This is a genomic window from Janthinobacterium sp. P210006, from assembly GCF_036231885.1.
Lineage (GTDB): Bacteria > Pseudomonadota > Gammaproteobacteria > Burkholderiales > Burkholderiaceae_D > Janthinobacterium > Janthinobacterium violaceinigrum.
Genome location: NZ_JAZARD010000002.1, coordinates 781,733 through 806,839, shown reverse-complemented (window position 1 = coordinate 806,839; position 25,107 = coordinate 781,733). Strand labels below are relative to the sequence as shown.

General features: G+C 62.5%; 27 protein-coding genes. 17 read left to right on the top strand and 10 right to left on the bottom strand.

From position 1 onward, the window contains the following. Nucleotides 1-33 precede the first annotated feature (33 nt). The 11 genes from VPH41_RS12130 to VPH41_RS12080 all read left to right on the top strand — a co-directional run bounded on the left by VPH41_RS12130 (nucleotide 34) and on the right by VPH41_RS12080 (nucleotide 8,153). On the top strand, nucleotides 34-621 hold the full coding sequence (locus VPH41_RS12130) for a tetratricopeptide repeat protein (protein WP_328570201.1): 588 nt from the start codon (nucleotides 34-36) through the stop codon (nucleotides 619-621). Between the two features lie 27 nt (nucleotides 622-648). Then, nucleotides 649-1,035 (top strand): hypothetical protein, encoded by a 387-nt coding sequence (locus VPH41_RS12125; RefSeq protein ID WP_328570200.1) that lies wholly within the window; start codon nucleotides 649-651, stop codon nucleotides 1,033-1,035. An 83-nt stretch (nucleotides 1,036-1,118) separates the two neighbouring features. Continuing rightward, nucleotides 1,119-2,285 (top strand): tetratricopeptide repeat protein, encoded by a 1,167-nt coding sequence (locus VPH41_RS12120; protein WP_328570199.1) that lies wholly within the window; start codon nucleotides 1,119-1,121, stop codon nucleotides 2,283-2,285. Next, complete coding sequence (locus tag VPH41_RS12115) at nucleotides 2,282-2,548, top strand: flagellar biosynthetic protein FliQ (protein WP_328570198.1); 267 nt, start codon at nucleotides 2,282-2,284, stop codon at nucleotides 2,546-2,548. The genes VPH41_RS12120 and VPH41_RS12115 overlap by 4 nt, the downstream gene beginning before the upstream one ends. A gap of 18 nt (nucleotides 2,549-2,566) precedes the next feature. After that, the gene (locus tag VPH41_RS12110) at nucleotides 2,567-3,331 is read left to right on the top strand and encodes a flagellar biosynthetic protein FliR (RefSeq protein ID WP_328570197.1); all 765 of its coding nucleotides are present in this window, start codon (nucleotides 2,567-2,569) and stop codon (nucleotides 3,329-3,331) included. Continuing rightward, nucleotides 3,332-4,417, top strand: coding sequence for an EscU/YscU/HrcU family type III secretion system export apparatus switch protein (locus tag VPH41_RS12105; RefSeq protein WP_328570196.1), 1,086 nt, complete (start codon nucleotides 3,332-3,334; stop codon nucleotides 4,415-4,417). Then, a complete protein-coding gene (gene flhA, locus VPH41_RS12100; RefSeq protein WP_328570195.1) occupies nucleotides 4,417-6,462 on the top strand; it encodes a flagellar biosynthesis protein FlhA in 2,046 nt (681 codons plus the stop codon). Before VPH41_RS12105 ends, flhA begins: the two co-directional genes overlap by 1 nt. A gap of 21 nt (nucleotides 6,463-6,483) precedes the next feature. After that, nucleotides 6,484-6,726, top strand: coding sequence for a hypothetical protein (locus VPH41_RS12095; RefSeq protein ID WP_328570194.1), 243 nt, complete (start codon nucleotides 6,484-6,486; stop codon nucleotides 6,724-6,726). Continuing rightward, nucleotides 6,723-7,070: a DUF1064 domain-containing protein gene (locus tag VPH41_RS12090; protein WP_328570193.1), complete on the top strand. Its 348-nt coding sequence runs from the start codon at nucleotides 6,723-6,725 to the stop codon at nucleotides 7,068-7,070. The genes VPH41_RS12095 and VPH41_RS12090 overlap by 4 nt, the downstream gene beginning before the upstream one ends. After that, complete coding sequence (locus VPH41_RS12085; protein ID WP_328570192.1) at nucleotides 7,070-7,495, top strand: hypothetical protein; 426 nt, start codon at nucleotides 7,070-7,072, stop codon at nucleotides 7,493-7,495. The genes VPH41_RS12090 and VPH41_RS12085 overlap by 1 nt, the downstream gene beginning before the upstream one ends. 196 nt (nucleotides 7,496-7,691) lie before the next feature. Then, nucleotides 7,692-8,153, top strand: coding sequence for a hypothetical protein (locus VPH41_RS12080; RefSeq protein WP_328570191.1), 462 nt, complete (start codon nucleotides 7,692-7,694; stop codon nucleotides 8,151-8,153). On the opposite strand, the gene VPH41_RS12075 is transcribed toward VPH41_RS12080, so the two are convergent. After that, entirely contained in the window at nucleotides 8,127-9,098 is a 972-nt protein-coding gene (locus VPH41_RS12075) for a hypothetical protein (RefSeq protein WP_328570190.1), read from the bottom strand. The genes VPH41_RS12080 and VPH41_RS12075 overlap by 27 nt on opposite strands. Nucleotides 9,099-10,006: 908 nt before the next feature. On the opposite strand from VPH41_RS12075, the gene VPH41_RS12070 reads away from it, so the two are divergent. Further along, nucleotides 10,007-11,020 carry a phage terminase large subunit family protein gene (locus tag VPH41_RS12070; protein ID WP_328570189.1) on the top strand — a complete coding sequence of 338 codons (1,014 nt, stop codon included), beginning with the start codon at nucleotides 10,007-10,009 and terminating at the stop codon, nucleotides 11,018-11,020. 342 nt (nucleotides 11,021-11,362) lie between these two features. Here VPH41_RS12070 and VPH41_RS12065 read toward each other — a convergent pair whose 3' ends face one another. Then, a complete protein-coding gene (locus VPH41_RS12065) occupies nucleotides 11,363-12,052 on the bottom strand; it encodes a PEP-CTERM sorting domain-containing protein (RefSeq protein ID WP_328570188.1) in 690 nt (229 codons plus the stop codon). A 109-nt stretch (nucleotides 12,053-12,161) separates the two neighbouring features. Here VPH41_RS12065 and VPH41_RS12060 point away from each other — a divergent pair, with 109 nt between their 5' ends. The 5 genes from VPH41_RS12060 (at nucleotide 12,162) to VPH41_RS12040 (ending at nucleotide 18,608) form a co-directional block, all read left to right on the top strand. After that, nucleotides 12,162-12,545, top strand: coding sequence for a DnaT-like ssDNA-binding protein (locus tag VPH41_RS12060; protein WP_328570520.1), 384 nt, complete (start codon nucleotides 12,162-12,164; stop codon nucleotides 12,543-12,545). Next, complete coding sequence (locus VPH41_RS12055; protein WP_328570187.1) at nucleotides 12,542-12,790, top strand: hypothetical protein; 249 nt, start codon at nucleotides 12,542-12,544, stop codon at nucleotides 12,788-12,790. Before VPH41_RS12060 ends, VPH41_RS12055 begins: the two co-directional genes overlap by 4 nt. 90 nt (nucleotides 12,791-12,880) lie before the next feature. Continuing rightward, entirely contained in the window at nucleotides 12,881-14,335 is a 1,455-nt protein-coding gene (locus tag VPH41_RS12050; RefSeq protein WP_328570186.1) for an efflux transporter outer membrane subunit, read from the top strand. Then, nucleotides 14,332-15,498, top strand: a complete 1,167-nt coding sequence (locus VPH41_RS12045) for an efflux RND transporter periplasmic adaptor subunit (protein WP_328570185.1) — start codon at nucleotides 14,332-14,334, stop codon at nucleotides 15,496-15,498. Before VPH41_RS12050 ends, VPH41_RS12045 begins: the two co-directional genes overlap by 4 nt. After that, complete coding sequence (locus VPH41_RS12040; protein WP_328570184.1) at nucleotides 15,498-18,608, top strand: efflux RND transporter permease subunit; 3,111 nt, start codon at nucleotides 15,498-15,500, stop codon at nucleotides 18,606-18,608. The genes VPH41_RS12045 and VPH41_RS12040 overlap by 1 nt, the downstream gene beginning before the upstream one ends. Here the strand turns inward: VPH41_RS12040 and VPH41_RS12035 are convergent. From VPH41_RS12035 to VPH41_RS12000, 8 genes are all read right to left on the bottom strand, one after another. Beyond that, on the bottom strand, nucleotides 18,605-19,954 hold the full coding sequence (locus VPH41_RS12035; protein ID WP_328570183.1) for a sensor histidine kinase: 1,350 nt from the start codon (nucleotides 19,952-19,954) through the stop codon (nucleotides 18,605-18,607). The two genes, VPH41_RS12040 and VPH41_RS12035, sit on opposite strands and share 4 nt — an antisense overlap. Then, nucleotides 19,930-20,592, bottom strand: coding sequence for a response regulator transcription factor (locus VPH41_RS12030; RefSeq protein WP_328570182.1), 663 nt, complete (start codon nucleotides 20,590-20,592; stop codon nucleotides 19,930-19,932). Before VPH41_RS12030 ends, VPH41_RS12035 begins: the two co-directional genes overlap by 25 nt. Before the next feature lie 46 nt (nucleotides 20,593-20,638). Beyond that, nucleotides 20,639-21,412: a COG4705 family protein gene (locus VPH41_RS12025; RefSeq protein ID WP_328570181.1), complete on the bottom strand. Its 774-nt coding sequence runs from the start codon at nucleotides 21,410-21,412 to the stop codon at nucleotides 20,639-20,641. Between the two features lie 64 nt (nucleotides 21,413-21,476). Beyond that, the gene (locus VPH41_RS12020) at nucleotides 21,477-22,073 is read right to left on the bottom strand and encodes an undecaprenyl-diphosphatase (RefSeq protein ID WP_328570180.1); all 597 of its coding nucleotides are present in this window, start codon (nucleotides 22,071-22,073) and stop codon (nucleotides 21,477-21,479) included. A 51-nt stretch (nucleotides 22,074-22,124) separates the two neighbouring features. Further along, on the bottom strand, nucleotides 22,125-22,472 hold the full coding sequence (locus VPH41_RS12015; protein ID WP_328570179.1) for a PepSY domain-containing protein: 348 nt from the start codon (nucleotides 22,470-22,472) through the stop codon (nucleotides 22,125-22,127). Between the two features lie 96 nt (nucleotides 22,473-22,568). Beyond that, on the bottom strand, nucleotides 22,569-23,000 hold the full coding sequence (locus VPH41_RS12010) for an EamA family transporter (protein WP_328570178.1): 432 nt from the start codon (nucleotides 22,998-23,000) through the stop codon (nucleotides 22,569-22,571). After that, a complete protein-coding gene (locus tag VPH41_RS12005) occupies nucleotides 22,997-24,436 on the bottom strand; it encodes a sensor histidine kinase (protein ID WP_328570177.1) in 1,440 nt (479 codons plus the stop codon). The genes VPH41_RS12010 and VPH41_RS12005 overlap by 4 nt, the downstream gene beginning before the upstream one ends. Beyond that, on the bottom strand, nucleotides 24,423-25,106 hold the full coding sequence (locus VPH41_RS12000; RefSeq protein WP_328570176.1) for a response regulator transcription factor: 684 nt from the start codon (nucleotides 25,104-25,106) through the stop codon (nucleotides 24,423-24,425). Before VPH41_RS12000 ends, VPH41_RS12005 begins: the two co-directional genes overlap by 14 nt. Nucleotide 25,107 lies beyond the last annotated feature (1 nt).

The following is a 25,107-nucleotide window of genomic DNA, read 5'->3' as shown; positions in this document are numbered from 1 at the left end:
GTACGAAAAAATAAACTTGAATCGGATTCCAAAATGACTAGTGCGACCTTGTCCATGCTTGACCAAGCCGAATTGCTGCAGCTGGCTTTGAATGCCAGTGCTGCCGGTGATTCGGGCGCCGCGATCGGCTATTTGAAGGAGGCCGTATCGCGTCCCGATGGCAGCGCCGCCGCGCATTACATGCTGGGGGCCGAATATGCACAGATTAAGATGTATCCGAGGGCTATCGATGAAATGGAAGCGGCTCTGGCACTGGATCCGGCCCTGTCCGTGGCACGGTTGCAGCTCGGCTTGCTATGGCTGGCGGGAAATGATAGTGCACGCGCCGCTGAAGTGTTCGCTGGCCTCGATACGTTGAATCAGCAGGATCCCTTGTACCATTTTGGACGCGGCCTGCAGTATCTGATACGTGAACAACTAAGCGATGCGGAAGACTCTTTGCGGCAGGGGATTGGCTTGAATGACAGTAATCCCGCGCTCAATGGCGACATGCAAAAAGTCCTGGGCGAGATTGGCATATTACGCGCGGCCGCACCGCCGGCGGTATCGAATGCGGCCGAAATCGGTGAAGGCGAGCGCAGCATTCTGCTCTCCGCCTATACCGGAAATCAAAGCCATTAACGGTGCGCGGCATGATCAACTTTCTTCATGTTGACTGACATGGCATCGTCGATTGCCTCAGTTACGCAACTCGTCACGCTGATCCAGGCGCAACTGGGCGGTGCGGCGTCCGTGCAGCAACGCAAGGGACGCATTGCACCCCGTAAAGCGGCGCAGGACGATTACGCTGCACATAAGCTGAGCGGCCTGATTCAACAGCGGGTGAAGCAGATTGCGCAGGATGACCCGCAACGTGGCCGCAAGGCTTTCCGGGTATTCCTCGAGGCTGTGCTGCTGGCGCATTTCGGGGAAGCATTGGCACACGATCCGAAGTTTTATCAAGTGCTCGATGATATCCAGTCGGCCATGGAGCATGATACCGCCAGTGCGGTAATGATACAGAGTGCCATAGGCCATTTGCTGGCCGGCGGGTAGAGGGTGGCGCAAGGAAGCGCCATCGACCTATATTTGATGGTTAACCAGGATGGTCCTGGTTTTTTGAATGAGATTTGAAACCTATGCAGGCAGAACCAAGCAATCTGATAGAGGCGGCCAGCCGGCTTGAGCGTACTGAACAGTATTTGAAGTCGGATCCAGGCAATCGCAACCTGTTGGCTACAGTAATCGATCAATGTCTGGAACTGGGCCGCCTGGAGGCAGCCGCTGGCCATGCCGACGCGGCGCTGGCGCGGTTTCCGGAGGATGCTGTTTTCCAGTCGCTGCGTGGCAATATACTGATGGCGCAGCAGCGCTGGGACGATGCGGCTGCCGTGTTTGCTCCATTGCTGGCAGTGCATGCCGACATGCATCTGGCGTATAACCTGGCATATTGCTATTTTTGGCTGGCGCGCTATGCCGATGCGGCGCAGGCGCTTGCCCCGTTCGGCTCGGCCGCCGGCCTCTGGCCGGAGGCCGTAACTTTGCTGTTGCGCGTGCTGCATCACGCGGGCAGGTTGGATGAGGCAGTTGCGCTGGCCGTAGCGCAAGAAGCGCATTGCAGCGCCGACCGCCACTTCCTGTCGGTCGCCAGCCTGGTCTACATGGATGCCGGCGACGCGATTCAGGCAGAGCGTCTGAGCCTGGCCGCTCTCACCGATCCGGTCCCGCCGCTCGAGGCATTAATGGTCAACGGATCGATGGCACTGGCACGCTTCGATGCAGCCGCGGCCATGGAACGTTTTGAACAAGTCATTGCACGTCATCCGCAAGAGGGGCGCAGCTGGGCCGGGCTTGGCATGAGCAGCCTGCTTACGCACGATCTCAGTGCTGCGCGGACGCAATTGGAACAAGCCGTCAAATTGCTGCCATCACATATTGGTACTTGGCATTTGCTCGGCTGGTGCCGGCTGTTTGAGCACGACCTGGCGGGCGCGCGGCAGGTATTCGAACATGCGCTGGCAATGGACCGCAACTTTGGTGAGAGTCACGGGGCGCTGGCTGTGGTGCAGGCCCAACTGGGTGAGCGCGAGCCGGCTGCACACAGCATCGAGCGCGCCCTCAGGCTGGATCCGCATGGTTTGTCTGCCCGTTATGCCCAGATGATCTTGGCCGGCGAGACGGTCGATCCGCACGCATTCCGCCAGTTGGCTTTCAGGCTGCTTTCTTCCAAGGCGGGCATATTTGACGATGACCTGGGCAAAGTGGTGCAAGCGCATGTGCAACAAGGCGCAAGGGGCGGCGCTTGAGGCCTGACCTCGCGCTGCAACTGCTGGCCGATGTATTGTGGAACGCAGTGCTGATTTCCGCACCGCTGCTGGCGGTCACGCTGGCAGTCGGTTTGCTGGTCAGCGTGGTGCAGGTGGTCACTCAGGTGCAGGAAGCATCGCTGACGTTTATCCCCAAAATCATCTCTGCGGTGGTCGTGCTAGTGGTGTGCGGACCATGGATGCTCAAGCGCCTGATCGCCTTTTCAGTTAGCTTGATCAGCAATATACCTACTTATTTCTAACGCATCCGGGTTTGCCTTATGGTAGTGGACATCGATCCGGCATGGTTCATGGCCGTCTTTTACACCGCGCTGCGTATCGGTGTCGTGCTGGTCATGACGCCCATTTTCTCCAGCCTGACGGGAATGGTGACGGTGCGCGTGCTGTTTACGCTGGCGTTGAGCGTGATGCTGGTGGCAGGCTTGCATGTGCGGCCGTCCGGTACGGTATTGGCGATGGGGCCGGTGGTGCTGGCGGCTATTGCCGAGGTGGCGAATGGTGCCACCTTGGCGTTTGGTGTTTTTGCCGCCTTTGGCGCGTTCTCCCTGGCAGGAAAAATACTGGATATTCAAAGCGGGTTTGGTATCGGCAATGTTTATGATCCCGTGGCGCGCACCAGTGCTCCCTTGTTTGCCAGCATGCTCAACCTGCTTGCGGTAGCCGTCTTCTTTGGCATGGATGGCCATCACGCCCTGCTGCGCGGTTTGGCTTTTTCGCTGCAGATCACTGCGCCAGGGAGCGGCTTTTCCGGCTTTGCGTTCGATGCGGTGCTGCGCCAGTTTGGTCTGATGTTTTCCCTTGGCGTGGCGCTGATCATTCCCGTCATTTTTTGCTTATTGCTGGCAGAGACGGCGCTGGCAGTGGTGTCGCGCGTCTTGCCGCAGATGAATGTCTTCGTGGTCGGCGTACCTGTGAAGATTTTTACCGGCGTGGCGGTGCTGGGACTGACCGTTGGCTCGATGGGACCTGCCATGGGGCGCGTCTACAGTTCGATCTTTACTTATTGGGAACAGGTGCTGACTTAAATGTCCAGTCAAGATGCGGATTTATCGGAACAGGCCACCCCACACAAGCTGCAGGAGGCGCGCAAGAAGGGCTCCGTTCCACGTAGTAATGACCTCAATGCCTTGGCCATGTTGGCCGCAGTGGTGGTGACGATCTATGGCAGTGGCTGGGACGCCTGGCAGCGTATTGGTTTATTACAGAAAAAAATTCTGGCCCATGGCAATCAAGCGGACTGGAGTGTTGATGGTACGGCTGCCTGGATTGCGCAGTTATTGACAGATATGCTGAGCATTTTGGGAACGCTGTTCCTGACCCTGGCCGTCGTAGCGGTCCTGATTAACTTGTTTCAGACTGGTCCTATCTTCAGTTTTCATCCCCTGATCCCGGATTTGAACCGGCTCAACCCGGCCACTGGCCTGAAGCGCGTGTTTTCGATGCGTACGCTGTTTGAGACGGCCAAGAGCCTGATCAAGCTGGCGATCCTGGGGACGGTAGCGTACTACCTGGTGCGGGAGGCCATTCCTGGGCTGATCGGTTTGCCGTCGCTGGATGCCAAGGCTTACTCGCGCATGCTGATCGCCCTGATTGCGGCCTTGCTGGTCAAGCTGGTGCTGACGCTGTTGTTCATCGGCCTGGTCGATTTCGGCTTCACGCGCTGGGAATTTGCCAAGCGCATGCGGATGAGCAAGCGCGATGTCAAGGATGAGTCGAAGAATCGTGAAGGGGATCCGCGCATTCGCGCACGCATCCGCGAGTTGCGCAAGGAAGTGTTGAAACGTAGCAAAGGACTGGCCAACGTGCCGTCGGCCGATGTACTGATTACCAACCCAACCCGGCTGGCAGTGGCTTTGCGTTATCAGCATGGAAAGTCCAGTGCTCCACAGGTGGTTGCCAAGGGGGCGGGCGAGATGGCGCGACGTATGCGGGAAATGGCCGGACGCCATAATGTTCCTGTAGTGCAAAACAAAATGTTGGCGCGGATATTGTTTCGGGAGGTGGGCGAGGAAGCCTTCGTGCCCGAGAAACTGTACCCGCAAATCGCCAAGATCATGATTTGGGTTTATACAATGCGCGATGCAAGGCGTGCTTCTGGAAAGGTAGTTTGATGTCGGCTTTGCGTCGTATTTTTAGCAGCAATGCGGATCTGGTGATGGTGTTGCTGGTGGTGGGCATACTGACAGTATTATTTGTGCCCATACCGTCGGCCGTGCTTGATTTTCTGATTTTGACCAATGTCAGTTTTGCTTTGCTGATCCTGTTGCTGACGTTCTATATCAGCCGGCCCGTGGAGTTTTCTACCTTTCCCTCGCTGCTGTTGATCGCCACGCTGTTCCGCCTGTCGCTCAATGTGGCCGCGACGCGCCTGATCCTGTCCGACGCTGATGCGGGCCGCGTGATTGCTTCCATCGGCGCCTATGTCGTGGGCGGCAATTATGTGATTGGACTGATCGTCTTCCTGATCCTGGTGGTGGTGCAGTATGTCGTCGTGACGAATGGCGCGCAACGCGTGTCGGAAGTGGCGGCGCGCTTTACTCTGGACAGCATGCCTGGACAGCAAATGAGTATCGATGCGGACCTGAACATGGGTTTCATCGATCAGGAAGAGGCCAAGCGGCGGCGCAAGACGCTGGAAAAGGAAACCGGCTTTTATGGCGCGATGGATGGCGCGAGTAAATTCGTTAAAGGCGACGCGATCGCCGGCATCGTGATTCTCTTGATAAATATCATTGGTGGCCTGGTGATTGGCGTCATGCAAATGGGCATGCGCTGGGACCAGGCATTGCAAACCTTTACCTTGTTGACAGTCGGCGACGGTATCGTGACCCAGGTGCCAGCGCTGGTGATCGCGGTTGGTACCGGCATTATTGTGACCCGCTCTGCTTCGGACGGGAATCTGAGTGCCGAAGTGCTGCGGCAGTTGACCTCCTTTCCGAAAACGTTGCTGGTGGTGGCCGCTGCCCTGTGCATTTTGATTTTTTTACCCGGCATTCCAGTACTGCCGGTGCTGTCGATTATTGCCGTATTGCTGCTGGCCGCCGTCCTGGTGCGTAAGCGAGGTCAAGGTGAAGCAGGCAAGGTGGATCTGGATAAGTCCGAGCAGAAAGAAGCGGACGACCAGGATGCCTACGAGATGTTGAAAGTGGAGCCGATCGAAGTGTTGGTCGGTGCGAGTCTGTCACCGCTGGTTGATGGCGAGAAAACGGTTTTTATGGAGCGCATCGCGGCAATACGCAAGCAATATGCGCTGGAGTCGGGCATGGTGTTGCCGCGCGTGCGATTTCGCGCCGCTGCGCATTTATCGGCCAATGCGTATGAGCTGCAGGTATTTGGTGTGCCTGCCGGGCGTGGCGAGATCATGAGCGAGCGCACCCTGGCCATTCATTCGGGGGGAGAAGCGCGGCCGCTGAAGGGGATCGAAACTCGCGAGCCTACATATGGGCTGCCCGCGGTATGGATCGAGGATAGCGAGAAGGAATTTGCGCGCGCTTCCCGCTACACGCTGGTCGACGCCAGCACCGTGTTCATCACGCATTTGAGCGAGGTGCTGAAGCAGCAGTCGGCGATGCTGCTGACCCGTGCGGAAACCGAACGGCTGTTGCAACGGGTGCGGCAACAGCAGCCTGGCATGGTCGAAGAGCTGATTCCGACCGTTTTGTCGGTTGGCGACGTCCAAAAGGTTTTGCAAAACCTGCTCAGGGAGAAAGTCTCGATCCGTAATCTGGAAGGTATCCTGGAAACTTTGATCGACATGGGCAAAAACAGCAAAGACCTGAATTATCTAACGGAGCTGGTGCGTCAAAAGCTCGGCTCAGCCATCTGTCAATCGCTGCTGGGTGAGACCCCAGCACTCAATGTGCTGACCTTGGATCCGGCCATCGAGCAGAACCTGATGCAAAGCGTGCGCAATGCCGAGTTGGGCAGCACGCTGGTGGTGGAACCCAAGTATGCGGAGCAATTACTGACGCGCCTGGCCGCCCAGTCCGAACGCATGATGAAGGCGAATATGCTGCCGGTGTTGTTATGCTCCCCCGACTTGCGGCGCCATGTCCGTGCCTTGTCCGAGCGGGTGATTCCGCATATGCGTGTCCTGTCGATGGCCGAAATCCCGAATACGGTCAATTTAAAGGCATATGGTACTGTTAGTTTGTAGCGATCGGCAGCGGTCTTGAGAATGTACTCGACGCCGGCGGGCGCCGCCGCAAGTCGCGGCCAAGCCATGGTGCCGGACTGGCTGGGCGACTGGAAGGCGGCCGCGCCGCTGCTTGTGCAGTTCGAGATCCGGCTGATGCCGATGTCTGCCGGTGTCGATGCCAGTGGCTTTCTGGAGTGGTACCGGTTCTATCTGCACAAGGATGCGGCGGCGCGCGCCGCAATCGTCAAGGCGGTGACGCATCGCCTGGAGAAAACGCGATGATGGCCCGCGGCTTGCAGGCGCTGGGCCGCCTCAAGGTCGGCGTCATGAACAAGACCGAGGCCGCGTATGCGCAGACGCTGGAGCTGCGCAAGGCCGCTGGCGAGGTGGCCTGGTACAAGTTCGAGGGCCTGAAATTCCGACTTGCCGACAACACTTTTTACACACCAGATTTTGCCGTGCAGCTGGCCGGCGGCGCGCAGGAGGCGCACGAAGTGAAAGGGCACTGGCAAGACGATGCGCGCGCGAAGATCAAGATCGCGGCCGACATGTATCCGCTGCGCTTCGTCGCCGTGCAGGCGCTGCCGAAGAAGCTGGGCGGCGGCTGGAAGACGGAGGAATTCTGATGGGCGCGAACAAGAAGCCGCGCAAGCGGTACATGCCGAAGCCGGCCGTGCTGCCGGCTGGCCTGCGCTCAGACCTAGCCTTCGAAATGCCAGGCTTCCAGGCCAGCGAGGCCATGGGCAAGGGCCACTTCCAGGAGCAGCACGTCTACGATCTGCTGAGCAACGCGGACATGGCTCGCCGCATCGCGCCAGATGGTCATGAAATTTTGCCTGTGGCCCAGGCTATGGTCGAGGCGATTGCCGAAATCCAGGCGCTGGCCCAGCGCACGGGCGGCTTCGGCGTCAACGGCGACGAAATGCGCGTGCTGCGAGAGGGCATCGGCACGACGATGGTCTTCCTGCGCGGCGCGTCGAACGTCGAGATCGCGCGTGCCGGGTTAGCGGCCGTGCGCGAATTCAACCGAACTGGCGTGCTGCGCGTATGAGCGGCGCCTGGGAGTGGCAGGGCTAGCACAGGTCAAAAAAGGGTGTTAACGTTGACGTACGGAATGAAAGGGAATACATGGGACTCGCAGAAAAGTATATCGCATCGATCAACTCGTCCAACCTGAAGGACGATGAGCGGCATCACCTTGCGGAGGCGCTGCGGCTGCTGCGCTGGCTGATCGGTCGGGCGCTGGTTTGGGGGCCCTGCTGTCGCGCGTGAAGTACGCGGACGGTGCAGCGCGCCAGCTCTTCGAAAGTGGCTCGGCGAACCTGGCGCAGTTACTGCGTATTTGGACGGCAGCTGTTGCTGAAAAGGGGCGCTCGCGTGGCTGGGTGAAGGCGAACACTGCGTGGGATCAGCAGGCGGCGCAGGCTCTTTACCGCCGCGTTGCGAACGCATCACTTGCACACTGGCTAGCGGATAAGTGTGAAGCTTGCCGTGGCACCGATGTGATGACCAATCGTCAGTTTTGCGTGGCCTGTAAGGGGAGCGGGAAGGTGACGGTGCAATGCGCAGGCGGGTTTGAACGCGAGCGCATTACAGATATGGTAAGCGAACTGGAAGGGTTGCTGCAGGCTCACAATGCACGCGCTGCTAGTAAAATAAAAAATGTATTTAATAGCCAATCTTTACTTCGTCAAAAGGGTAGGGAATAGCTCCTTAATAGCAGTTAGTCTTTTTTTCCATAATTCCAGTTTCTCAGTGTCGTCTTTGAAAGTGTCATTTATGTATTTTTCGTAATAACTCTCCGCATTTTCCGTAAGACGTTTATTGATTTCTGTTACTTTGAAACTCCTTGTTCCGGAAATGTACTTAGCTGAAATCAGCCCTACGGCATTCATTGCTGCTACATATCCGGTCATTAGGTCAGATATTGGCATATTTATTTTGTCGCAAATTTTATCCAGCTCTAGATCTTGATTTGCCTTGGCTGCTAGTACGCAGGCAATTGTAATTAGATTTGAACTTAGGGAGGACGTTGCAAGAAATTTTTCAATCACTGGATCACTCAATATGATATTGGGTGCTTGATTTGTTTTTACCTTTGGTTTCTCGCCAAAGGATTTTGCAGCATCTAGAAAGGTTGTTTCTAATTTTTCTAGTTTTACGGGTATTTCTCCGACAATAGAAGAAAATTCACCGGTCTGAGTTCTAATGGCTTCCATTGCCTCCGTTAATGTACTTAGACTATGCTTCATTTCAACGGAGGCAGAATTTAGTAATTTAGCGCCAGATTCGGCAATTTGTCCAGTCTCCGCGGTTCGATCAACATAAATACTTATTTGCTCTCTTGTCTTTGCAATTTGCTCAGACACATTGCTAATTGACCCTAAACTTTTTGAAAGGCTGTCATTTGAAACAAAGGAATAAAAAATAGCTACCAGGCCAAGCACCACAGAGACGAGAGTGGCGGCATTCGATAGGTATTCTGTGAACTTTTCCTTAGGCGTAAATTGGCCCGTTGCCAGTAAGATCATCGCAAAAACTAGAATAATCACTAGATAGGAAAAATGTAACTTAAGCTTTTCGTGTTCTATACACAAACTTGTATTTTTAGCTTGCATCGGTTGAGGCGAAGTATCAGGAATTGGTATCTCCATTCTCGTGAGTATATTATTTTAGTAGCAATATCGCTCGCTGTCGAGGTTTGACTTGTAATTTCTATTTTTTTTGACGTAAACTGAAAAGACTTCTCGTACTCGTAATGATCGCATCATGCGGCAACGATAGTGGGAATTCGCCGGGCACCCGTCCATTGATGGATTAGTTCGCGTTAAAATTGTGTAGCTCACCATGCAGATTGTTGTGGCGAGTAAACATCGAAGCCCGCTCATGCGGGCTTTTTCTATTACGTGTCCACTTTCGAGGCCGCTATGTCCGAAACTACCTAACTGCCACAACACCTTGTTCGCAACTACCTAGATCGCTGCACGCTGGCGCCCCAATCTTTACCCACGGGGGAAGAGGTGCGCCGCGAACTGGCTGGACCTTGATTGCTGCTGATCGCCAGATACAGGCCAAGGGCGGCGAACGAAACTGAACAGGTTGGATGCGCGCGCAATTATGCCGCCGCAGGCGCGAAAAGGAGGTGCCCAGTAAAGTAGCGATCCAGCAACGAAGCAGGGCAATCGGTCGGGCGCCGCCTTGAGGCCGCGCGCTAAATCGACGCCGGGATGCTTTAACCCGGTACCAATCACAGGAAGCTTGGCTGGGAGGGGTAAACAGCTGCTTGCTAAGCTGCCGGCCCTCATGGGCCCGCAGCTGTCCGCTTCTCTATCTCTATATGTCGAACCGCGCCAGTTCTTCTCGCCTGGCATACCTCTTTTCGTGATTGGCGACTTGCCCGACTTGCCTACTTTGAGTGACTTATGCTGGTTTGTTATGCATAGCGAAAACCACCAAATGCCATTTTATGGGCTTATCAGCAGGGTGTTGCTGGTGGTTTTGAGGTGGCAGCGCATGGCCTTCCGTCGAAACGATCTCATGGATGGAGGAGGTGGCCTACGCGATGGGCCTGCGCATTAAGGTGAAGCAGGGCGACCACGAAGTCGAGGTGTACGAGGAGGGCCGCCGGTACCGTGGCACCGTCATCTGCCGCTCGATGGAAAAGCCGGAAACCATCGCCGGCTTCAAGATCGGCCACGCGCTGATCGATGAACTGGACGTGATGCGGCTGAAGAAGGCGCAGACGGCTTGGCGCAAGATCATCGCCCGGATGCGCTACAAGGTGCCGGGACTCATGAACGGCATCGACGTGACGACGACGCCCGAGGGCTTCAAGTTCGTCTATCAGCAGTGCGTGAAGGCCATCCGGGACAAGCCGGAGCTGGCCAGCCTGTATGGCCTGATCCAGGCCAGCACGTTCGACAATGGGCTGAACCTGCTTGACGACTACATCTCTTCGCTGATGGCCAGCTACCCGCCAGCGCTGATCGATGCTTACCTTCGCGGCAAGTTCACCAACCTGACGAGCGGCAGCGTGTACGCCGACTTCGACCGCATGCTGAACCACACGAACGAATTCATCCTGCCCGGCGAGCCGCTGATGGTTGGCCTGGACTTCAACGTCCAGAACATGACAGCATGCGTCAACGTGGTGCGCGACGGCCTGCCGCGCACGCTGGCCGAGCGCGTGCAAGTGCGTGACACGCCAGCCATGGCCAAGATCCTGAAGGAAGACTTCAAGGACAAAGGCCACCAGGTGAAGATTTTCCCGGATGTGTCCGGCCAGAACACCAGCAGCAAGAACGCGAGCGAGTCCGACCTGTCCATTTTGCGCCAGGCGGGCTTCCTGCTCGAAGTGAACCACTCAAACCCTGCGGTCAAGGACCGGGTCAACGCCTACAACGGCATGATCCTGAACGCCCAGGGCGAGCGCCGCTGGAAGATCAACACCGACCAGTGCCCGACCACCACCGAGGCGCTGGAGCCGCAGGTGTGTGGCGCCGACGGCCAGCCGGACAAGAAATCTGGCCATGACCACCCGAATGACGCAAACGGGTACTTCCTCGTGAAGCGCTAACCTATAGCAACGCGAACGCGAGCTGGCGGCCGAGAAAGAGTGCGTTGTCGAGCAAGCGCGCGAAAACGGGGTTGCTGCCATCCGCAGCGCGGACGAGGCCGCCGCGAATGAAGCCGAAGCGCAGCGCCTGCGTGGCGAGGCCGCAGCCTTGGCTGTTGGTTTGGTCGCCAGTTCGCAAGCCACCGGTATGAGCAAGGAGCAACTGCAGGGGGCGCTAGATAGAAAGGGCATCAAGTCCCCTGCGGCGGCAAACAAGGCTGAACTTCAAGCGCTGCTGGGTGCTTGATGAGGCAGTGATAGCTGGAAAAAAACCGGCGCCATCGTGCAAGGCGCCGATTTCAATTAAAGCGACTTGGCTTTGCGACGCCCCACGAAGCCAAGGAGGCCCAAGCCTGCCAACATCATGCCGTAGGTTTCTGGCTCCGGTACTACCGTGATATTCGCTGTATAGGCCATGTTGCTTACAAAATAGTGGTCCCACGCCCCATTCGAGTCAAGGGGATGGGCGCCATTGGAATTCAGATATACGAATTCGCCTCCCAATCCACTGTCGCCAGTCGAACCTTGCATCGTCACGGCTGAAACTGGATATTTGATGCCTGCAGTTGTTAAAAATGCGATGTAAGTTACATCGGCTAGCAATGTCAAATTGATTTCATTCGCCCCGAGCATCTGGACGCCACTGTTATATGTGAATGGTGAGCTGGCGTACAAGGCTGGCCCGATGGCTTTGCTGCCATCCCAAGCCGCAATAATGAACCCCAAGTCGCCATAGGTACCTTCAGCCGCATGAAAGTTGAAATCCTGAAGTACTCCTCCGAATGGTGTCGTGAAGGTTTCGCCGTAGCTGGTCGTGTCAGGATCACCCAGATAAGAGATTTCACCGCCTGGTAACGCGACGTTGGAAAAGGTTGTGGCTTGTGCGTAGATGCAGGCGCAGAAAATGAGAGCGCTGATCGTAATTTTGGCAACAGTTCTCGAGTTCATTTCATCCCTGTATTTTGATGTTAAAAAATTACTGAAATTAATCATGCGACAATTTTATGCGGTATTTGCTGGATATATCTTAATTGCCCAAATGGCAGGAATATTTATGATCATTATCGAAACAGGCGAAGCGCTGGCCGAGGCCGACAAGTAAATCGCGCTGCGCAAGGCAATGATCTTCATGGCGACCTACCGCACGCGCTGGGCCGGCCGCCGCGCGTTTCAGCACCAGGCGCTGGATTGGCCACGTTACAACGTGTTGGTCGACGGTTTCATCGTGCCCAGCACCATCGTGCCGGCTGACGTGGTCAACGCCTGCATCGACCTCGCCGTGCGCGCCGGCCGCGGCGAGGATCTTCTGCCCGACCTCGATACCGGTTCGCACGCGATCAGGAAGGACAAGACAGGGCCTTTGGAAACGGAGTACTTCCAGAACACCACCGACGCACGCGACCGCTTCGTGGCTGCGGATGCGCTTCTGGAGCCTTACTTAGGCTCGGCCGGCGGCGGCAATACGATCAAGGTGGTGCGATCATGAAGTGGCTGGAACGCGACACGATACGTACGCCACACATGACCCTCTGCCTATCGGCCGCAGATTTTCAGTCAGCCGTTGAGCACTGCAAGGTGGTGGATCTGGGGCGATGGCTTGACGTCAATCGCCAGATGGCGTGCTTGCACACGTGGGAGCAGCAGGACGGCATGCTCACCTGTGTAATCTGCTTGCATCCTGATGCGCTACGCAACGACTGCACCCAGGCGCTGCCGCAGCGGCTGGCCTGAAACAGCATGAATTAAATTTCATCTGGCGGCGAAGGGGGATTTAGCCCCTGCGGCCTATTCTGGATACCAGTTCAGAACGAGGCCATCACCATGACATTCCCATTCCGACCGGCCAGGGTGCTCCCCTTGGCCGCCATCGCCGTCCTGCTGGGCGGCTGTTCGCTGGTTCCGGCCTATGAGCGTCCCCAGGTGGACCTAGCGCCGCGCTGGAACAGTTACCAGACGGCGCCATTGGGTGCCACCGTACCCGTACGCAGCGGCTGGTGGCGCAGCTTCGGCGATCCCGTGCTGTCCGCGCTGGAAGACCGGGCGCTGCGCGACAGCCAGACCCTGGCGCAGGCCCGGGCACGTATCGAGCAGGCGCGCGGCGCGGCCCAGTCCGCCGGCGCGCCGCTGTATCCCACCGTCACCCTGAACGGCACGCTGGACCGCGTGCACAACGCCAGCGGCACGACGGCGAAAGTGGGTAGCGGCAGCAGCAGTAATACGCAAAGCCTGTTCGCCCAGGCCGGTTACGAGCTCGATTTCTGGGGCAAGAACCGCGCCGCCGGCGATGCGGCGCAGGCGCTGGCGCAAGCGAGCGTGTACGACGCCGACACGGTGGCGCTGACCCTGACCGCCTCCGTTGCCGACACCTATTTCCAGCTGCTGTCGCTACGCGAACGCCTGCGCCTGGCGCAGGGCATCGCCGACGACGCGCGGCGCCTGCTGGCACTGGTGCAAAGCCAGGCCGACCTGGGCGTGGCCAGCAGCCTGCAGGTGGAGCAGCAGCGCAGCGCAACGGCGACCTTTGCCGCGGCGCTGCCGCCACTGCAGCAGCAGCTCGAACAGAACAGCCATTTGCTGGCCGTACTGGTGGGCGCCACGCCGGAACAGTTCGCGCTGGCCGACGGCGGCGTGCAGGCGGTGGCCGTGCCGCAGCCGCAGGCCGGTCTGCCGGCCAGCATCCTGCGGCGCCGGCCCGACATCCGCGCCGCCGAAGCGCGGCTGCAGGCCGCCAATGTCGACATCGGCGCGGCGCGCGCCGCCTTTTACCCGAGCCTAGCCCTGACGGCCAACGCGGGCGTGACCAGCGCCGCGTTGGGCCATCTGCTGTCGTCCAATCCCATCCTCGACATCGGCGCCGCGCTGGCGCAGACCCTGTTCGACGGGGGCCAGCGCCAAGGCCAGCTGACGGTGAGCCGGGGCCGCGCCACGGAACTGGCGGCTGCATACCGGGGCACGGTGCTGGGCGCCCTGCAGGAAGTCGAGGATGGCCTGAGCGCCACCGTGCACCAGCGCGAGCTGGAAGCGGCGGCGCAGGCGGCTGCCAGTTCGGCGCAGCGCGCCAGCACCCTGGCCGAGGCGCAGTACCGGTTGGGCAGCAGTGATTTCCTCAACGTGCTGACGGCGCAGCGCACGCGCTCCCAGGCGCAGGACGCCTTGCTGCAAGCCCGCCTGGGCCGCTTGCAGGCGGCCGTTGGCCTGTTCCGCACCCTGGGCGGCGGCTTTGACGCCGCCAGCGAAACCCATTCCATTGCATCCATTTCGGGAGCTACACCATGAATCACCAAGAACCTGACAGCGCAGGCGCGGGAGCGCGGCGCGGCCGCTGGCTGCTGGCCGCACTGATCGCGGCCTTGGCTGCCGGCGGCGCGTATGCGCTGCATAAACCGGCGCCGGCGCCCGTCGCCAGGGCCGCCATCCCCGTCCACCTGGGCGTGGCCGAACGGCGCGACATGCCCGTCTGGCTGTCGTCCGTGGGCACGGTCACGGCCCTCAACGCCGTCGACATCAAGACGCGCATCGATGGCCAGCTGCAGAAGATCGCCTTTGCGGAAGGCCAGGAAGTGGCGTCCGGTGCGTTGCTGGCGCAGATCGATCCGCGCCCCTTGCGCGCGGCCCTACTGCAGGCGCAAGCCACCTTGCAGAAGGATGCGGCCTCCGTGGCCAGCCTGCGCCTCGACGCGCAGCGCTACGCGAAGCTGGCCGAGATCGGCGCGGGCAGCACGCAAAGCCGCGATACCAGCCAGGCGCAGCTGGCCGCTCAGCTGGGCGCCGTGGCGGCCGACCAGGCGCAGGTGGAAACGGCGCGCCTGCAGCTCGATTACGCCACCATCCGCGCGCCGTTCGGCGGCCGCCTGGGCATGCGCCAGGCCGACGTGGGCGCCATGGTCAAGGCGGCCGATGCGGCCGGACTGGTGACCTTGACGCAGATCGCGCCCATCACCGTGCTGTTCTCCGTGCCGCAGGAAAACCTGGGCGAGCTGGCGCAACAGCAGGCCAGGGCGCCGCTGGCCGTCGCCGTGGCCGACGCCTCGGGCGGCAAGCCGCTGGCCGATGGCCGGCTGGCCTTCATCGACAGCCAGGTCGACGCGGCCACGGGGCAGATCAAGTTAAAGGCGGGCTTTGCCAACGCCGACCGGGCCCTGTGGCCGGGCCAGCTGGTGACGGCGCGCCTGCTGCTGCGCACGGACCACGGCGTCGTTGCGCTGCCCACTCGCGCCATCATGACGGGCCAGGACGGCAATTTTGTCTACGTGACGGGGCCGGACCGCAAGGCCAGCGTGCGCAAGGTGGCCACGGGCGCCAGCGACGGCGCCTACACCGCCGTCACGGCCGGCCTGCAGGGCGGAGAACAGGTGGTGCTCGACGGCCAGAGCCGGCTGGCGCAGGGCGCGCTGGTCACGGCGATGGCCGCGGCTACTGCCGCGCAGGGAGCACGATAATGTCGCTTACCGAACTGTTCATCCAGCGCCGCGTCGGCACCTCGTTTCTCGCCATCGGCGTGCTGCTGGTGGGCCTGGTGGCGTATTTCATGCTGCCCGTGGCACCGCTGCCGCAAGTCGATTTTCCTACCATCCAGGTGCAGGCCAAGCTGCCCGGCGCCAGCGCCGACACCATGGCCACCTCGGTAGCCACGCCGCTGGAACGCCAGCTGTCGGCCATTCCCGGCATCACGCAGATGACTTCATCGAGCTCGCTGGGCACCACTTCGATCACGGTGCAGTTCGACCTGGCGCGCAATATCGACGGGGCCGCGCAGGACGTGCAGACGGCCATCAACGCGGCCGGCGGCAGCCTGCCGAAGAACCTGCCCAGCCCGCCCACCTACCAGAAGACCAATCCGGTCGACTTCACCTTGCTGTCGCTGGCCCTGACTTCGGACACCATGCCGCTGACGGAGCTCGACGACTACGCGGAAAACCACGTGGCGCAGCAGATTTCGCAGATGAACGGCGTCGGCCTGGTCGATTTCCATGGCCAGCAGCGGCCCGCCGTGCGCGTGCAGGTGGACCCGGACAAGCTGGCGGCGCTGGGCCTGAGCCTGGAAGACGTGCGCGGCATCATCGGCACGCAGACCGTGAACGCGCCCAAGGGCACCCTGAACGGCCCGGACAAGGCCGTGGTGCTGAACGCCACCGACCAGCTGACGGACGCGAACGGCTACCGCGCCATAGTGGTGGCCTACAAGAACGGCGCGCCGATCCGCCTGGGCGACCTGGGCCGGGTACTGGACGCGCCCGAGGACACGCACCAGGCGGCGTGGCTGCAGGGCCGCCGCGCCATCATCCTCGACGTGCACAAGCAGCCGGGCTTCAACGTCATCGACACCATCGCCAACGTCAAGGCCAGCCTGCCGCAGCTGACGGCCAGCCTGCCGCCGGCCGCGCGCCTGGACGTGGTGGGCGACCGCACGCAGACCATCCAGGCTTCCGTCAGCGACGTGCAGTTCACCCTGATGCTGACGGTGGGCCTGGTCGTGCTGGTGATCTTTTCCTTCCTGCGCAACCTGTGGGCCACGGTGATACCCAGCCTGACCATCCCGCTGTCGCTGATCGCCACCTTCGGCGTCATGTATTTGTGCGGCTACAGCCTGGACAACCTGTCGCTGATGGGCCTGACGATCGCCATCGGCTTTGTCGTCGACGACGCCATCGTCGTCATCGAGAACGTCATGCGGCATATCGAGGAAGGAAAAGGAAGGCTGGAGGCGGCCCTGCTGGGCGTGACGGAAGTGCGCTTTACCATCGTCTCGATGACGATTTCGCTGATCGCCGTCTTCATTCCCATCCTGCTGATGGGCGGTATCGTGGGGCGGCTGTTCCGCGAATTCGCCGTCACCGTCAGCGTCGCCATCGTCATGTCGGTCTTCGTCTCGCTGACCGTCACGCCCATGCTGTGCGCCTGGCTGATCAAGCCGGGCGCCGAGGAAAAGGCGAAGCAGGGCCGTTTCTACCATTGGAGCGAGGGCTTTTTCCAGCGCATGACGGCCGGCTATGGCCGCCTGCTCGACATCGTGCTGCGCCACCGGGGACTGACCCTGGCCGTGACCATCGCCACCGTGTTCGCCACGGCGGCCCTGTTCGTGGCCATCCCGAAGGGCTTCTTCCCGCAAGCCGATTCAGGCCTGATCGTGGGCCTGGCGCAGGCGGCGCCCGATACCTCGTTCGACGCCATGTCGGCGCGCATCCAGCAGCTGGGGCGCATCGTCAAGAGCGATCCGGCCGTCGACAATGTGTACTTCTGGATCGGCGCCAACCCGACCCTGAGCCAGGGACGCATGATGATCAACCTGAAACCGTTCGGCGAGCGCACGGCCAGCGCCGACCAGGTGCTGGCGCGCCTGAAGGCGCGCACGGCCGTGGTGCCCGGCATCGTGCTGCAGATGCAGGTGCGCCAGGATATCCAGGTGGGCGGGCGCATCTCCGCCGCGCAGTACCAGTACACCCTGCAGGGCACGGACGTGGCCAGCCTGAACCAGTGGTCGACGACCCTGACGAAGCAGCTGGCGGCGCTGCCGCAGCTGCGCGACGTGTCGTCGGACCTGCAGTCGTCGGCCGGCAGCGCCACCCTGACCATCGACCGCCCCACGGCGTCGCGCTTCGGCATCACGGCGCAGGCCATCGACGATACGCTGTACGACGCCTTCGGCCAGCGCCAGGTGGCTACCATGTTCACGCAGCTGAACCAGTACCACGTGATCCAGGAAGTCGATCCGGCATTCCAGCTGTCGACACAGGCGCTGGAACACCTGTTCGTGCACTCGCCGCTGACGCAGCAGCTGGTGCCATTGAACCTGCTGGCCAAGGTGACGCAGGGCGTCTCGCCCATCACCATCAACCACCAGGGCATGTTCCCCGCCGTGACCATCTCGTTCAACCTGGCGCCGGGCTACGCGCTGGGCGATGCCGTCACGGCCATCCACGACGCGGAACTGGCCAGCGGCATGCCGGCCACCCTGAACGGCACCTTCCAGGGCGCGGCCCAGGCCTTCCAGAGCTCCCTGAAGAGCGAGCCGTGGCTGATCCTGACGGCGCTGGTGGCCGTGTACATCGTGCTGGGCGTGCTGTATGAAAGCCCGATCCACCCGCTGACCATCATTTCCACCTTGCCGTCGGCCGGCGTGGGTGCCTTGCTGGCACTGATCGTCTGCGGCCAGGACCTGTCCATCATGGGCATGATCGGCATCATCCTGCTGATCGGCATCGTCAAGAAGAACGCCATCATGATGATCGACTTCGCGCTGGTGGCGGAGCGCGAGCAGGGCCTGTCCGCGCTCGAGGCCATCCGCCAGGCCAGCCTGCTGCGCTTCCGGCCCATCATGATGACCACGATGTCGGCCCTGTTTGGCGCACTGCCGCTGGCGCTGGGCCATGGCGCGGGCGCGGAATTGCGCGTGCCGCTGGGGATCTCGATCGTCGGCGGCCTGATCGTATCGCAGGCGCTGACCCTATTCACCACACCCGTCATCTATCTGTACTTCGAGCGCGCCGCCAAGGCGCTGGAACACCGGCGCGACGCGCGCCATGGCGTGGCGGCGGAGACAGGGGCTTAGGAAACGGCGGCCGGCAGGCGCACTTCGGCCAGCAAGCCTGTGCCGCTGGCCGGGTCGGCGCAATCGAACGATACCGTGGCACCCAGGCGCAGGCAGATGGCGCGCACGATGGACAAGCCCAGGCCTGCGCCTTCCTCGCCGCTGCCCAGTACCCGGTAGAACGGGTCGAAGACGCGCTCACGTTCCACCGCAGCGATGCCGGGGCCATCGTCCGCCACGGCGAGGATGGCGAACCGGCCTTCGCGCCGCAGCGACAGGTCGACCTTGCCGCCAGGCGGCGTGTAGCGGATGGCGTTGCCGGCCAGGTTACGCAGCAAGGTGGCCAGGTCGATGGCGCTGGCGTCCACCAGTACGTCGGCGCCGGCCAGCATGCCGATATCGATCTGCCTGGCGTCGGCCAGCGGCAGCAGTTCTTCCAGCACCTGCCGGCAGATGGCGTGCATGGAGACGGTTGGCGCGGGCGGCGCATCGGCCGCTTGCTGCGCGCGCGCCAGCGACAGCAGCTGCTCCAGCAAGCTGCGGCTGCGCGCCATGCCTGCGCGCAGGGTCGCCAGCCGCGTTTGCGCTTCCGCAGATAGCGGCGTGGCGGCCAGGCGCTCGGCCTGCAGCGACAGGGCCGTCAATGGCGTGCGCAGTTCATGCGCCGCATCGGCGATGAAGCGGCGCTGCGCATCCATCGACAGGCCGACGCGCACCAGCAGCCGGTTGATGGCATCGGCGAAGGGGCGAATCTCGGCGGGCAGGGCGGCGCTGGCGACGGGGCGCAAATCGTCTTCGCCCCGCGCATCGACGGCGCGGGCGGCTTCGCGCACGGGCGCAAACACCTTGCGCACCAGGTCCGTGACGACAAGCAGCAAGACGGGCACGAGCAGCAGGAAGGGGAGCAAAGTCAGCAGGGCGCTGTCGCGCGCCGTTTCATCGCGCACGGCGGTTTCCTGCGCCACGGCCAGGCGGTGTCCGCCGCTGGCGCGCACCATCACGCGGTAGGTTTCGCCGTCCGCGCGCACCGTCTGCAGGCCGTCCGGCAAATCGGCGGGCAGGGCCGGTTCGCCGGCAGCAGGGACGCCCAGCTGCTGCACATAGACCTTGCTGTCGTTGTCGTCGTGTTCCTGCGCCTCGGTATTGGCCGTCGGCGCCAGCGGCTGGCGGCTGGCCAGCGCGGCGACCTGGCGCAGCATGTCGTCCTGCAGTGCATGCGCCTGGCGGAAGGCGGAATAAAAGGCAAAGGCGCCGGCCAGCACCGCCACGCAGCAGATTGCCAGGGCCAGCCACAGGGACAGGCGCCAGCGCAGCGAAGTGCGCAGGGTATTGCTCACGCGGCTCACGCGCCTTTTGAGGTCATCCATCCCACGCCCCTGACATTCTTGATGATGGCGGTGCCCAGTTTCTTGCGCAGCGCATGGATGAGAAATTCGACGGCATTGCTCTCCACTTCCTCGCCCCATCCATAGATGCGCTCTTCCAGCTCGCTGCGCGAGAGAATGGCGCCGGGGCGCAGCAGCAGGGCGTACAGCAGGGCGAATTCGCGGTTCGACAGCTGCACGGGCGCGGCGCCGCCGGCCGTCGCTTCGCGCGTGGCCGGGTCGAGCGAGACGCTGCCGTTGCCCAGTACGGGAGCGGCAGCGCCGCCCTTGCGGCGCAGGACGGCGCGCATGCGCGCCAGCAGCTCGGCCATCTCGAACGGCTTCAATACATAATCGTCGGCGCCGCCATCGAGGCCTAGCAAACGCTGTTCCAGCGCGTCGCGGGCCGTGATGACCAGCAGCGGCACGTTGTTCCTGGCGCGGATGGCGCGCAGCACGTCTTGGCCATCCTTGCCGGGCAGGCCCAGGTCCAGCAGCACCACGTCATAGTGCTGGCAGGCCAGGGTGTCGAGCGCCGTCTGGCCGTTGCGTACCCAGTCGGCCGCGTACGCGGCGTCGCGCAGCGCGGCCTGCACGGCTGCGCCTATCATGGCGTCGTCTTCTACCAGCAGTACCCGCATGGCTGTCTTTCTTCAATGTCCTGCCGCGATTTTCACATATTTGCCCTCAGCGCGGTGCGGTATGCCTGTGCGTGGCCGACAGATAGGCCACCAGCGCGACGATGGTGGCGAGGAACAGGGCGCTGGTGGCGACGGTGCCGTAACCGAGGCCGCCATTGCCGGCCGGCTGCGACAGCAGGTCGCCGCAGGCGGCGCCGAACGGGCGCGTGAGCACGTACGCGACCCAGAAGCAGGCCACGCCATTCGCCTGGAACAGGTAACGGGCGGCGGCCGTGGCCGCGATCAGGGCGCCGAACAGCAGGGCCGCGTGCGCGTAACCGAGCTGCATGCCCTCGGCCACCCAGTCGCCGGCGGCCGTGCCCAGGGCAAAGGTGAACAGGATGGCGGCCCAGTAAAACCATTCGCGGCGCGGCGTGACGATGCTGTCGATGGACAGGGTGCGTTCGCTGCGGTACCAGAGCAGGAAGGTGGCGGCCAGCGCGGCGCAGAAGGCGCCCGTGGAGGCCGCCAGCGGCACGCCCAGCTGGTCGGTGAGGTTATCCGTCAGCAAGGTGCCGAACACGCTGACGCAGACCACCACCAGCCAGTACAGCACGGGAACATAGCGGCTGGCGCGCAGTTGCGCCCACAGGCTCAGGGCCAGCAGGGCGCCGACGACGGCCGTGGTGCCGCCCAGGCCGAAGTGCAGGTCGGCGTTCAGGTAGTCGGCGCCTGTCTCGCCCACGGTGGTCGACATCATCTTGATGATCCAGAATAGCACGGTGGCATGCGGGACTTTGTTTAGCCAGGCGTGGCTGGCGGCGGGGGATGGCTGGGGCATGGCGGACTCCGTTCAGTGGTGGTGCGGCCAGTGTGGGGCGCCAGACTTAGGCCAGCCATAGCCGTCAGGGACGCAGCCAGCCGCGCGCGATGAAGGGCGCGAACAGCGCGCGGTAGGCGCGGATGGCTTGCCGCGCCAGCGCCTGCGCCATGCGCTGCGGCAGGCAGGCCAGCAACGCGGTGCTGGCCAAGGCGACCAAGGCCGCGCCCAGCATGTCGAGCGGAAAATGCACGCCCAGGTAGATGCGCGCCCAGGCGGCGGGCAGGCCCAGCAGGGCAAGGGCGGCGCCGGCCGCGCGCGTGGACGGCTGCAGCAGCAGGGCGCCGGCGGCGCACCAGATGACGGTCAGGTGATCGCTGGGGAACGAGGAATCGGCCACGTGTGCGATAAAGGTATGCCCGAGGTGCAGCATGAACGGGCGCGGATGCTGCCATCCCAGGCCGATCAGCTGGTTGAGGCACAGGCCGGCGACCACCGTGGCGGTGGCCGTCAGCAGCCGCGCACGCAGCACATCGCCGCCGCGCAGCCAGGCGACGACGGCGGCGGCTGGCAGCAGCCAGATCAGCCATTCGCCGAACAGCAGCGCCAGGGCGAGGGTGACGGGGGAGGGCGCCGCCGGGCCGTTGAGCAGGGCGAACAGGGCGAAATTGAGGTGTTCCATAGTTTAGCTGGCAGGCCGGCCCGACTCGGTCGGGCCGGCGGGTTGGCGGGATCAGTCGTCGTGCTCGTGTTCACGGCCGTCGTGGTCGGCCTTGTCCTCTTGCGAGGACAGCACGGCGCCCTTGTCGGCATCGATGCGTACATCGAAGACCCTGGCGCCGTTGACTACTTCCACATCGAAGATCCAGCTGCCTTTTTCGTGCTCGAATTCGGCGCGCGTGGCCTTGCCGCCCGCATGCTGTTCTGCGGTGGCGACGGCCTGGCTGAGAGAGATTCTGGCCTTGGCGATGGCCAGGGCATCGTTGTCCATGGCGGCCTGCTGGCCCGTCACGGCCCAGGCCATGCCGCCGCCCGTGGCGAGGGCGACGACCAGTAATGACAGTTTGGTATAGCGGTACATGGTTTCCTCCAGTGGTTGTGCGCGTGGGGTGCGCCATGGAGAGCATAGGGAACGAGACTTAGCTGTCACTGAGCACGCCGCAACGTCGGCAGAAACCTAGAAGATCACCATGATGATGGAGCCGGCGACGATCAGCGCGGCGCCCAGCGCCACGGGCCAGGTCAGGGTCTCGCCCAGGAAGACCACGCCCAGCACGATGGCCAGGGCGACGCTGAGCTTGTCGAGCGGCGCCACCCTGCTGACGGGGCCCAGCTGCAGCGCGCGGTAATAGCATAGCCAGGACAGTCCCGTGGCGATGGCCGACAGCACCAGAAACAGCCAGCTGCGCGCGCTGATGGTGGCGGGGCTTTGCCATTCGCCGCGCAGCGAGACGATGCCGCCGATGACGGCGAGGATGACGACGGTGCGGATGAAGGTGGCGAGGTTGGAATTGAGGCCCACCACGCCCAGCTTGCCGAACAGCGCCGTCAGCGCGGCAAATACGGCGGAGGCGAGGGCAAAGGTGATCCAGTTCGATTGGGGCGTCATGGGGCGGGCATCCTTTCAGGCACGGAGGTATTCAGGGATATGGGCAGGCGCAGCTCGATGTGGCAGCCCGCCTGACTGTCGGCGATGGTGATGCTGAAGCCGTGCAGGCGCGCGACGGCGGCCACCAGGCTCAGTCCCAGGCCGTTGCCGGGCAGGTGGCGGCTCGCCTCGCTGCGGTGGAAGCGGCGGAACACGGCTTCGCGCTCGGCGGCGGCAATGCCGGGGCCCGTATCCTCGATATCGATGCCGTAGCCCGCGTCGTCCTGCCACAGCCGCACGGCGATGCGGCCGCCGTCCGGCGTGAACTTGATGGCGTTGTCGAGCAGGTTGCCGAAGGCTTCGAACAGCAGGCTCGCTTCGCCGCGCATGGGCAGGCGCAGATCGGCCGGGCGCGCATAGTCGATGGCCAGGTGCTTTTCCTCGCCGCTGGGTTCATAGAATTCGATCACGTCGTCTACCACGGCGGCCAGGTCCACGGTGGTAAAACCGGCGCGGCGGATGCCGTCTTCCACCTCGGAGATGCGCAGCATGGCGTTGAAAGTGGCCAGCAGCGACAGCGTTTCCCCGATTGCCGCCTGCACCGCCTCGTGGTAGTCGGCGGCGCTGCCGGCGCGGCGCTGCGCCCGCTCCAGGCCGGCCAGCAGGCGCGCCAGCGGCGTGCGCAGGTCGTGTGCGATACCGTCGCAGACGCCCTTGACTTCGCGCATCAGGCGCTCGATATTGTCGAGCATGCCGTTGACGACGATGACGAGGCGGTCCACGTCATCGTTGGCGCCCTGCGCCGCGCGCTGCGGCAGGCGCTGGCTCAGGTCGCCCGAGACGATGGCTTCGATGGCGCGCGTGATGGCGTCCAGGCGCCGCACGGAGCCGCGGCCGATGATGGCCGCCCCCGTCATGCCCAGCAGCAGTGCCAGCGCCGCGGCCGAGGCCAGGGCCTGCACCAGTACTTCGTCGAATTCCTTGAACTCATGCAGGTCCTGCGACAGCAGCAGGGTCTGGCCGTTTTCCAGCGCAAAGGCGGCCGCGCGCAGTTCGCGCCGCCCATCCTGCACCGCCATGCTGACGGCGCGGCCGTCGCGGGCAATCGGGGGCAGGGGGCCTGGAAAGGTGCCCGCCAGGTGGCGGCCCTGCGCGTCGTACAGGCCGAACGGACGCACATTGTCGGGATCGAGGCGGGCGTGGAAGTCCACGCGCGCATGCAGTTCGGCGATGCCGTCGCGCATCAGGCCATTGCGTTCGCGCGCCAGCCAGTCGTCGATACGGCCCAGCGCGTAGGCGGAGATCTGCACGTACAGGAAGGCGAACAGCAGCAGCGAGATCAGGCCGTACAGGGCCAGGAACAGCAGCGCCATGCGGAAGCTGGCTGCGCGCCGCAGGCCGTGCAGCAGGGCCGTGGGACCGCCGGGGGCGGCTTGCCACCACTTAGTCGGAGACACGGAAGACATAGCCTGAACCCCGCAAGGTGTGGATCAGCGGCGCCGTGCCGTCCGGGTCGATCTTCTTGCGCAGGCGGCTGATGTGCACGTCGATGACGTTGCTGCGCTCGTCGCTGCGGTAATCCCACACGGCTTCGAAGACCATCGTGCGCGTCAGCACCTGGCCCGCATTGCGGAACAGGTATTCGAGCAGGCGGAATTCGCGCGGCAGCAGGTCGATGGTCTGACCGGCGCGGCGCACGGTGTGCGTCAGCAGGTCCATTTCCAGGTTCGCCAGCTGGAAGCCCGTGACGGCGGGCGCCGCGTCGCGGCGGCGCAGCAGGGCGTCCAGGCGTGCCGTCAGTTCGATGAAATCGAAGGGCTTGGCCAGGTAGTCGTCGCCGCCCGCGCGCAGGCCGCGCACGCGTTCGTCGACGGCGGACAGGGCGCTGAGGATCAGCACGGGCGTGGTGGTGCCGGCCGTGCGCAGGGTGGACAGCACGGCCAGGCCATCGAGGCCGCCCGGCATCATGCGGTCCAGCACGATCACGTCGTAGCTGCCGGTGACGGCCTTGAGTAGGCCGTCGCGCCCATTGCCGGCCAGGTCGACCCGGTGGCCATAGTCGGACAGGGCCGCGTCGATCTCGCTGGCCGTCTGCGCGTCATCTTCGATTACCAGCACCCTGGCCATA

Excerpts from the sequence above, each read along its gene's own strand:
- VPH41_RS12130 (WP_328570201.1), top strand. The coding sequence starts at position 34 with ATGACTAGTGCGACCTTGTCCATGCTTGACCAAGCCGAATTGCTGCAG.
- VPH41_RS12125 (WP_328570200.1), top strand. The coding sequence starts at position 649 with ATGTTGACTGACATGGCATCGTCGATTGCCTCAGTTACGCAACTCGTC.
- VPH41_RS12120 (WP_328570199.1), top strand. The coding sequence starts at position 1,119 with ATGCAGGCAGAACCAAGCAATCTGATAGAGGCGGCCAGCCGGCTTGAG.
- VPH41_RS12110 (WP_328570197.1), top strand. The coding sequence starts at position 2,567 with ATGGTAGTGGACATCGATCCGGCATGGTTCATGGCCGTCTTTTACACC.
- VPH41_RS12105 (WP_328570196.1), top strand. The coding sequence starts at position 3,332 with ATGTCCAGTCAAGATGCGGATTTATCGGAACAGGCCACCCCACACAAG.
- flhA (WP_328570195.1), top strand. The coding sequence starts at position 4,417 with ATGTCGGCTTTGCGTCGTATTTTTAGCAGCAATGCGGATCTGGTGATG.
- VPH41_RS12095 (WP_328570194.1), top strand. The coding sequence starts at position 6,484 with ATGTACTCGACGCCGGCGGGCGCCGCCGCAAGTCGCGGCCAAGCCATG.
- VPH41_RS12090 (WP_328570193.1), top strand. The coding sequence starts at position 6,723 with ATGATGGCCCGCGGCTTGCAGGCGCTGGGCCGCCTCAAGGTCGGCGTC.
- VPH41_RS12085 (WP_328570192.1), top strand. The coding sequence starts at position 7,070 with ATGGGCGCGAACAAGAAGCCGCGCAAGCGGTACATGCCGAAGCCGGCC.
- VPH41_RS12075 (WP_328570190.1), bottom strand. The coding sequence starts at position 9,098 with ATGGAGATACCAATTCCTGATACTTCGCCTCAACCGATGCAAGCTAAA.
- VPH41_RS12070 (WP_328570189.1), top strand. The coding sequence starts at position 10,007 with ATGGGCCTGCGCATTAAGGTGAAGCAGGGCGACCACGAAGTCGAGGTG.
- VPH41_RS12065 (WP_328570188.1), bottom strand. The coding sequence starts at position 12,052 with ATGATTAATTTCAGTAATTTTTTAACATCAAAATACAGGGATGAAATG.
- VPH41_RS12055 (WP_328570187.1), top strand. The coding sequence starts at position 12,542 with ATGAAGTGGCTGGAACGCGACACGATACGTACGCCACACATGACCCTC.
- VPH41_RS12050 (WP_328570186.1), top strand. The coding sequence starts at position 12,881 with ATGACATTCCCATTCCGACCGGCCAGGGTGCTCCCCTTGGCCGCCATC.
- VPH41_RS12045 (WP_328570185.1), top strand. The coding sequence starts at position 14,332 with ATGAATCACCAAGAACCTGACAGCGCAGGCGCGGGAGCGCGGCGCGGC.
- VPH41_RS12040 (WP_328570184.1), top strand. The coding sequence starts at position 15,498 with ATGTCGCTTACCGAACTGTTCATCCAGCGCCGCGTCGGCACCTCGTTT.
- VPH41_RS12035 (WP_328570183.1), bottom strand. The coding sequence starts at position 19,954 with ATGGATGACCTCAAAAGGCGCGTGAGCCGCGTGAGCAATACCCTGCGC.
- VPH41_RS12030 (WP_328570182.1), bottom strand. The coding sequence starts at position 20,592 with ATGCGGGTACTGCTGGTAGAAGACGACGCCATGATAGGCGCAGCCGTG.
- VPH41_RS12025 (WP_328570181.1), bottom strand. The coding sequence starts at position 21,412 with ATGCCCCAGCCATCCCCCGCCGCCAGCCACGCCTGGCTAAACAAAGTC.
- VPH41_RS12020 (WP_328570180.1), bottom strand. The coding sequence starts at position 22,073 with ATGGAACACCTCAATTTCGCCCTGTTCGCCCTGCTCAACGGCCCGGCG.
- VPH41_RS12015 (WP_328570179.1), bottom strand. The coding sequence starts at position 22,472 with ATGTACCGCTATACCAAACTGTCATTACTGGTCGTCGCCCTCGCCACG.
- VPH41_RS12010 (WP_328570178.1), bottom strand. The coding sequence starts at position 23,000 with ATGACGCCCCAATCGAACTGGATCACCTTTGCCCTCGCCTCCGCCGTA.
- VPH41_RS12000 (WP_328570176.1), bottom strand. The coding sequence starts at position 25,106 with ATGGCCAGGGTGCTGGTAATCGAAGATGACGCGCAGACGGCCAGCGAG.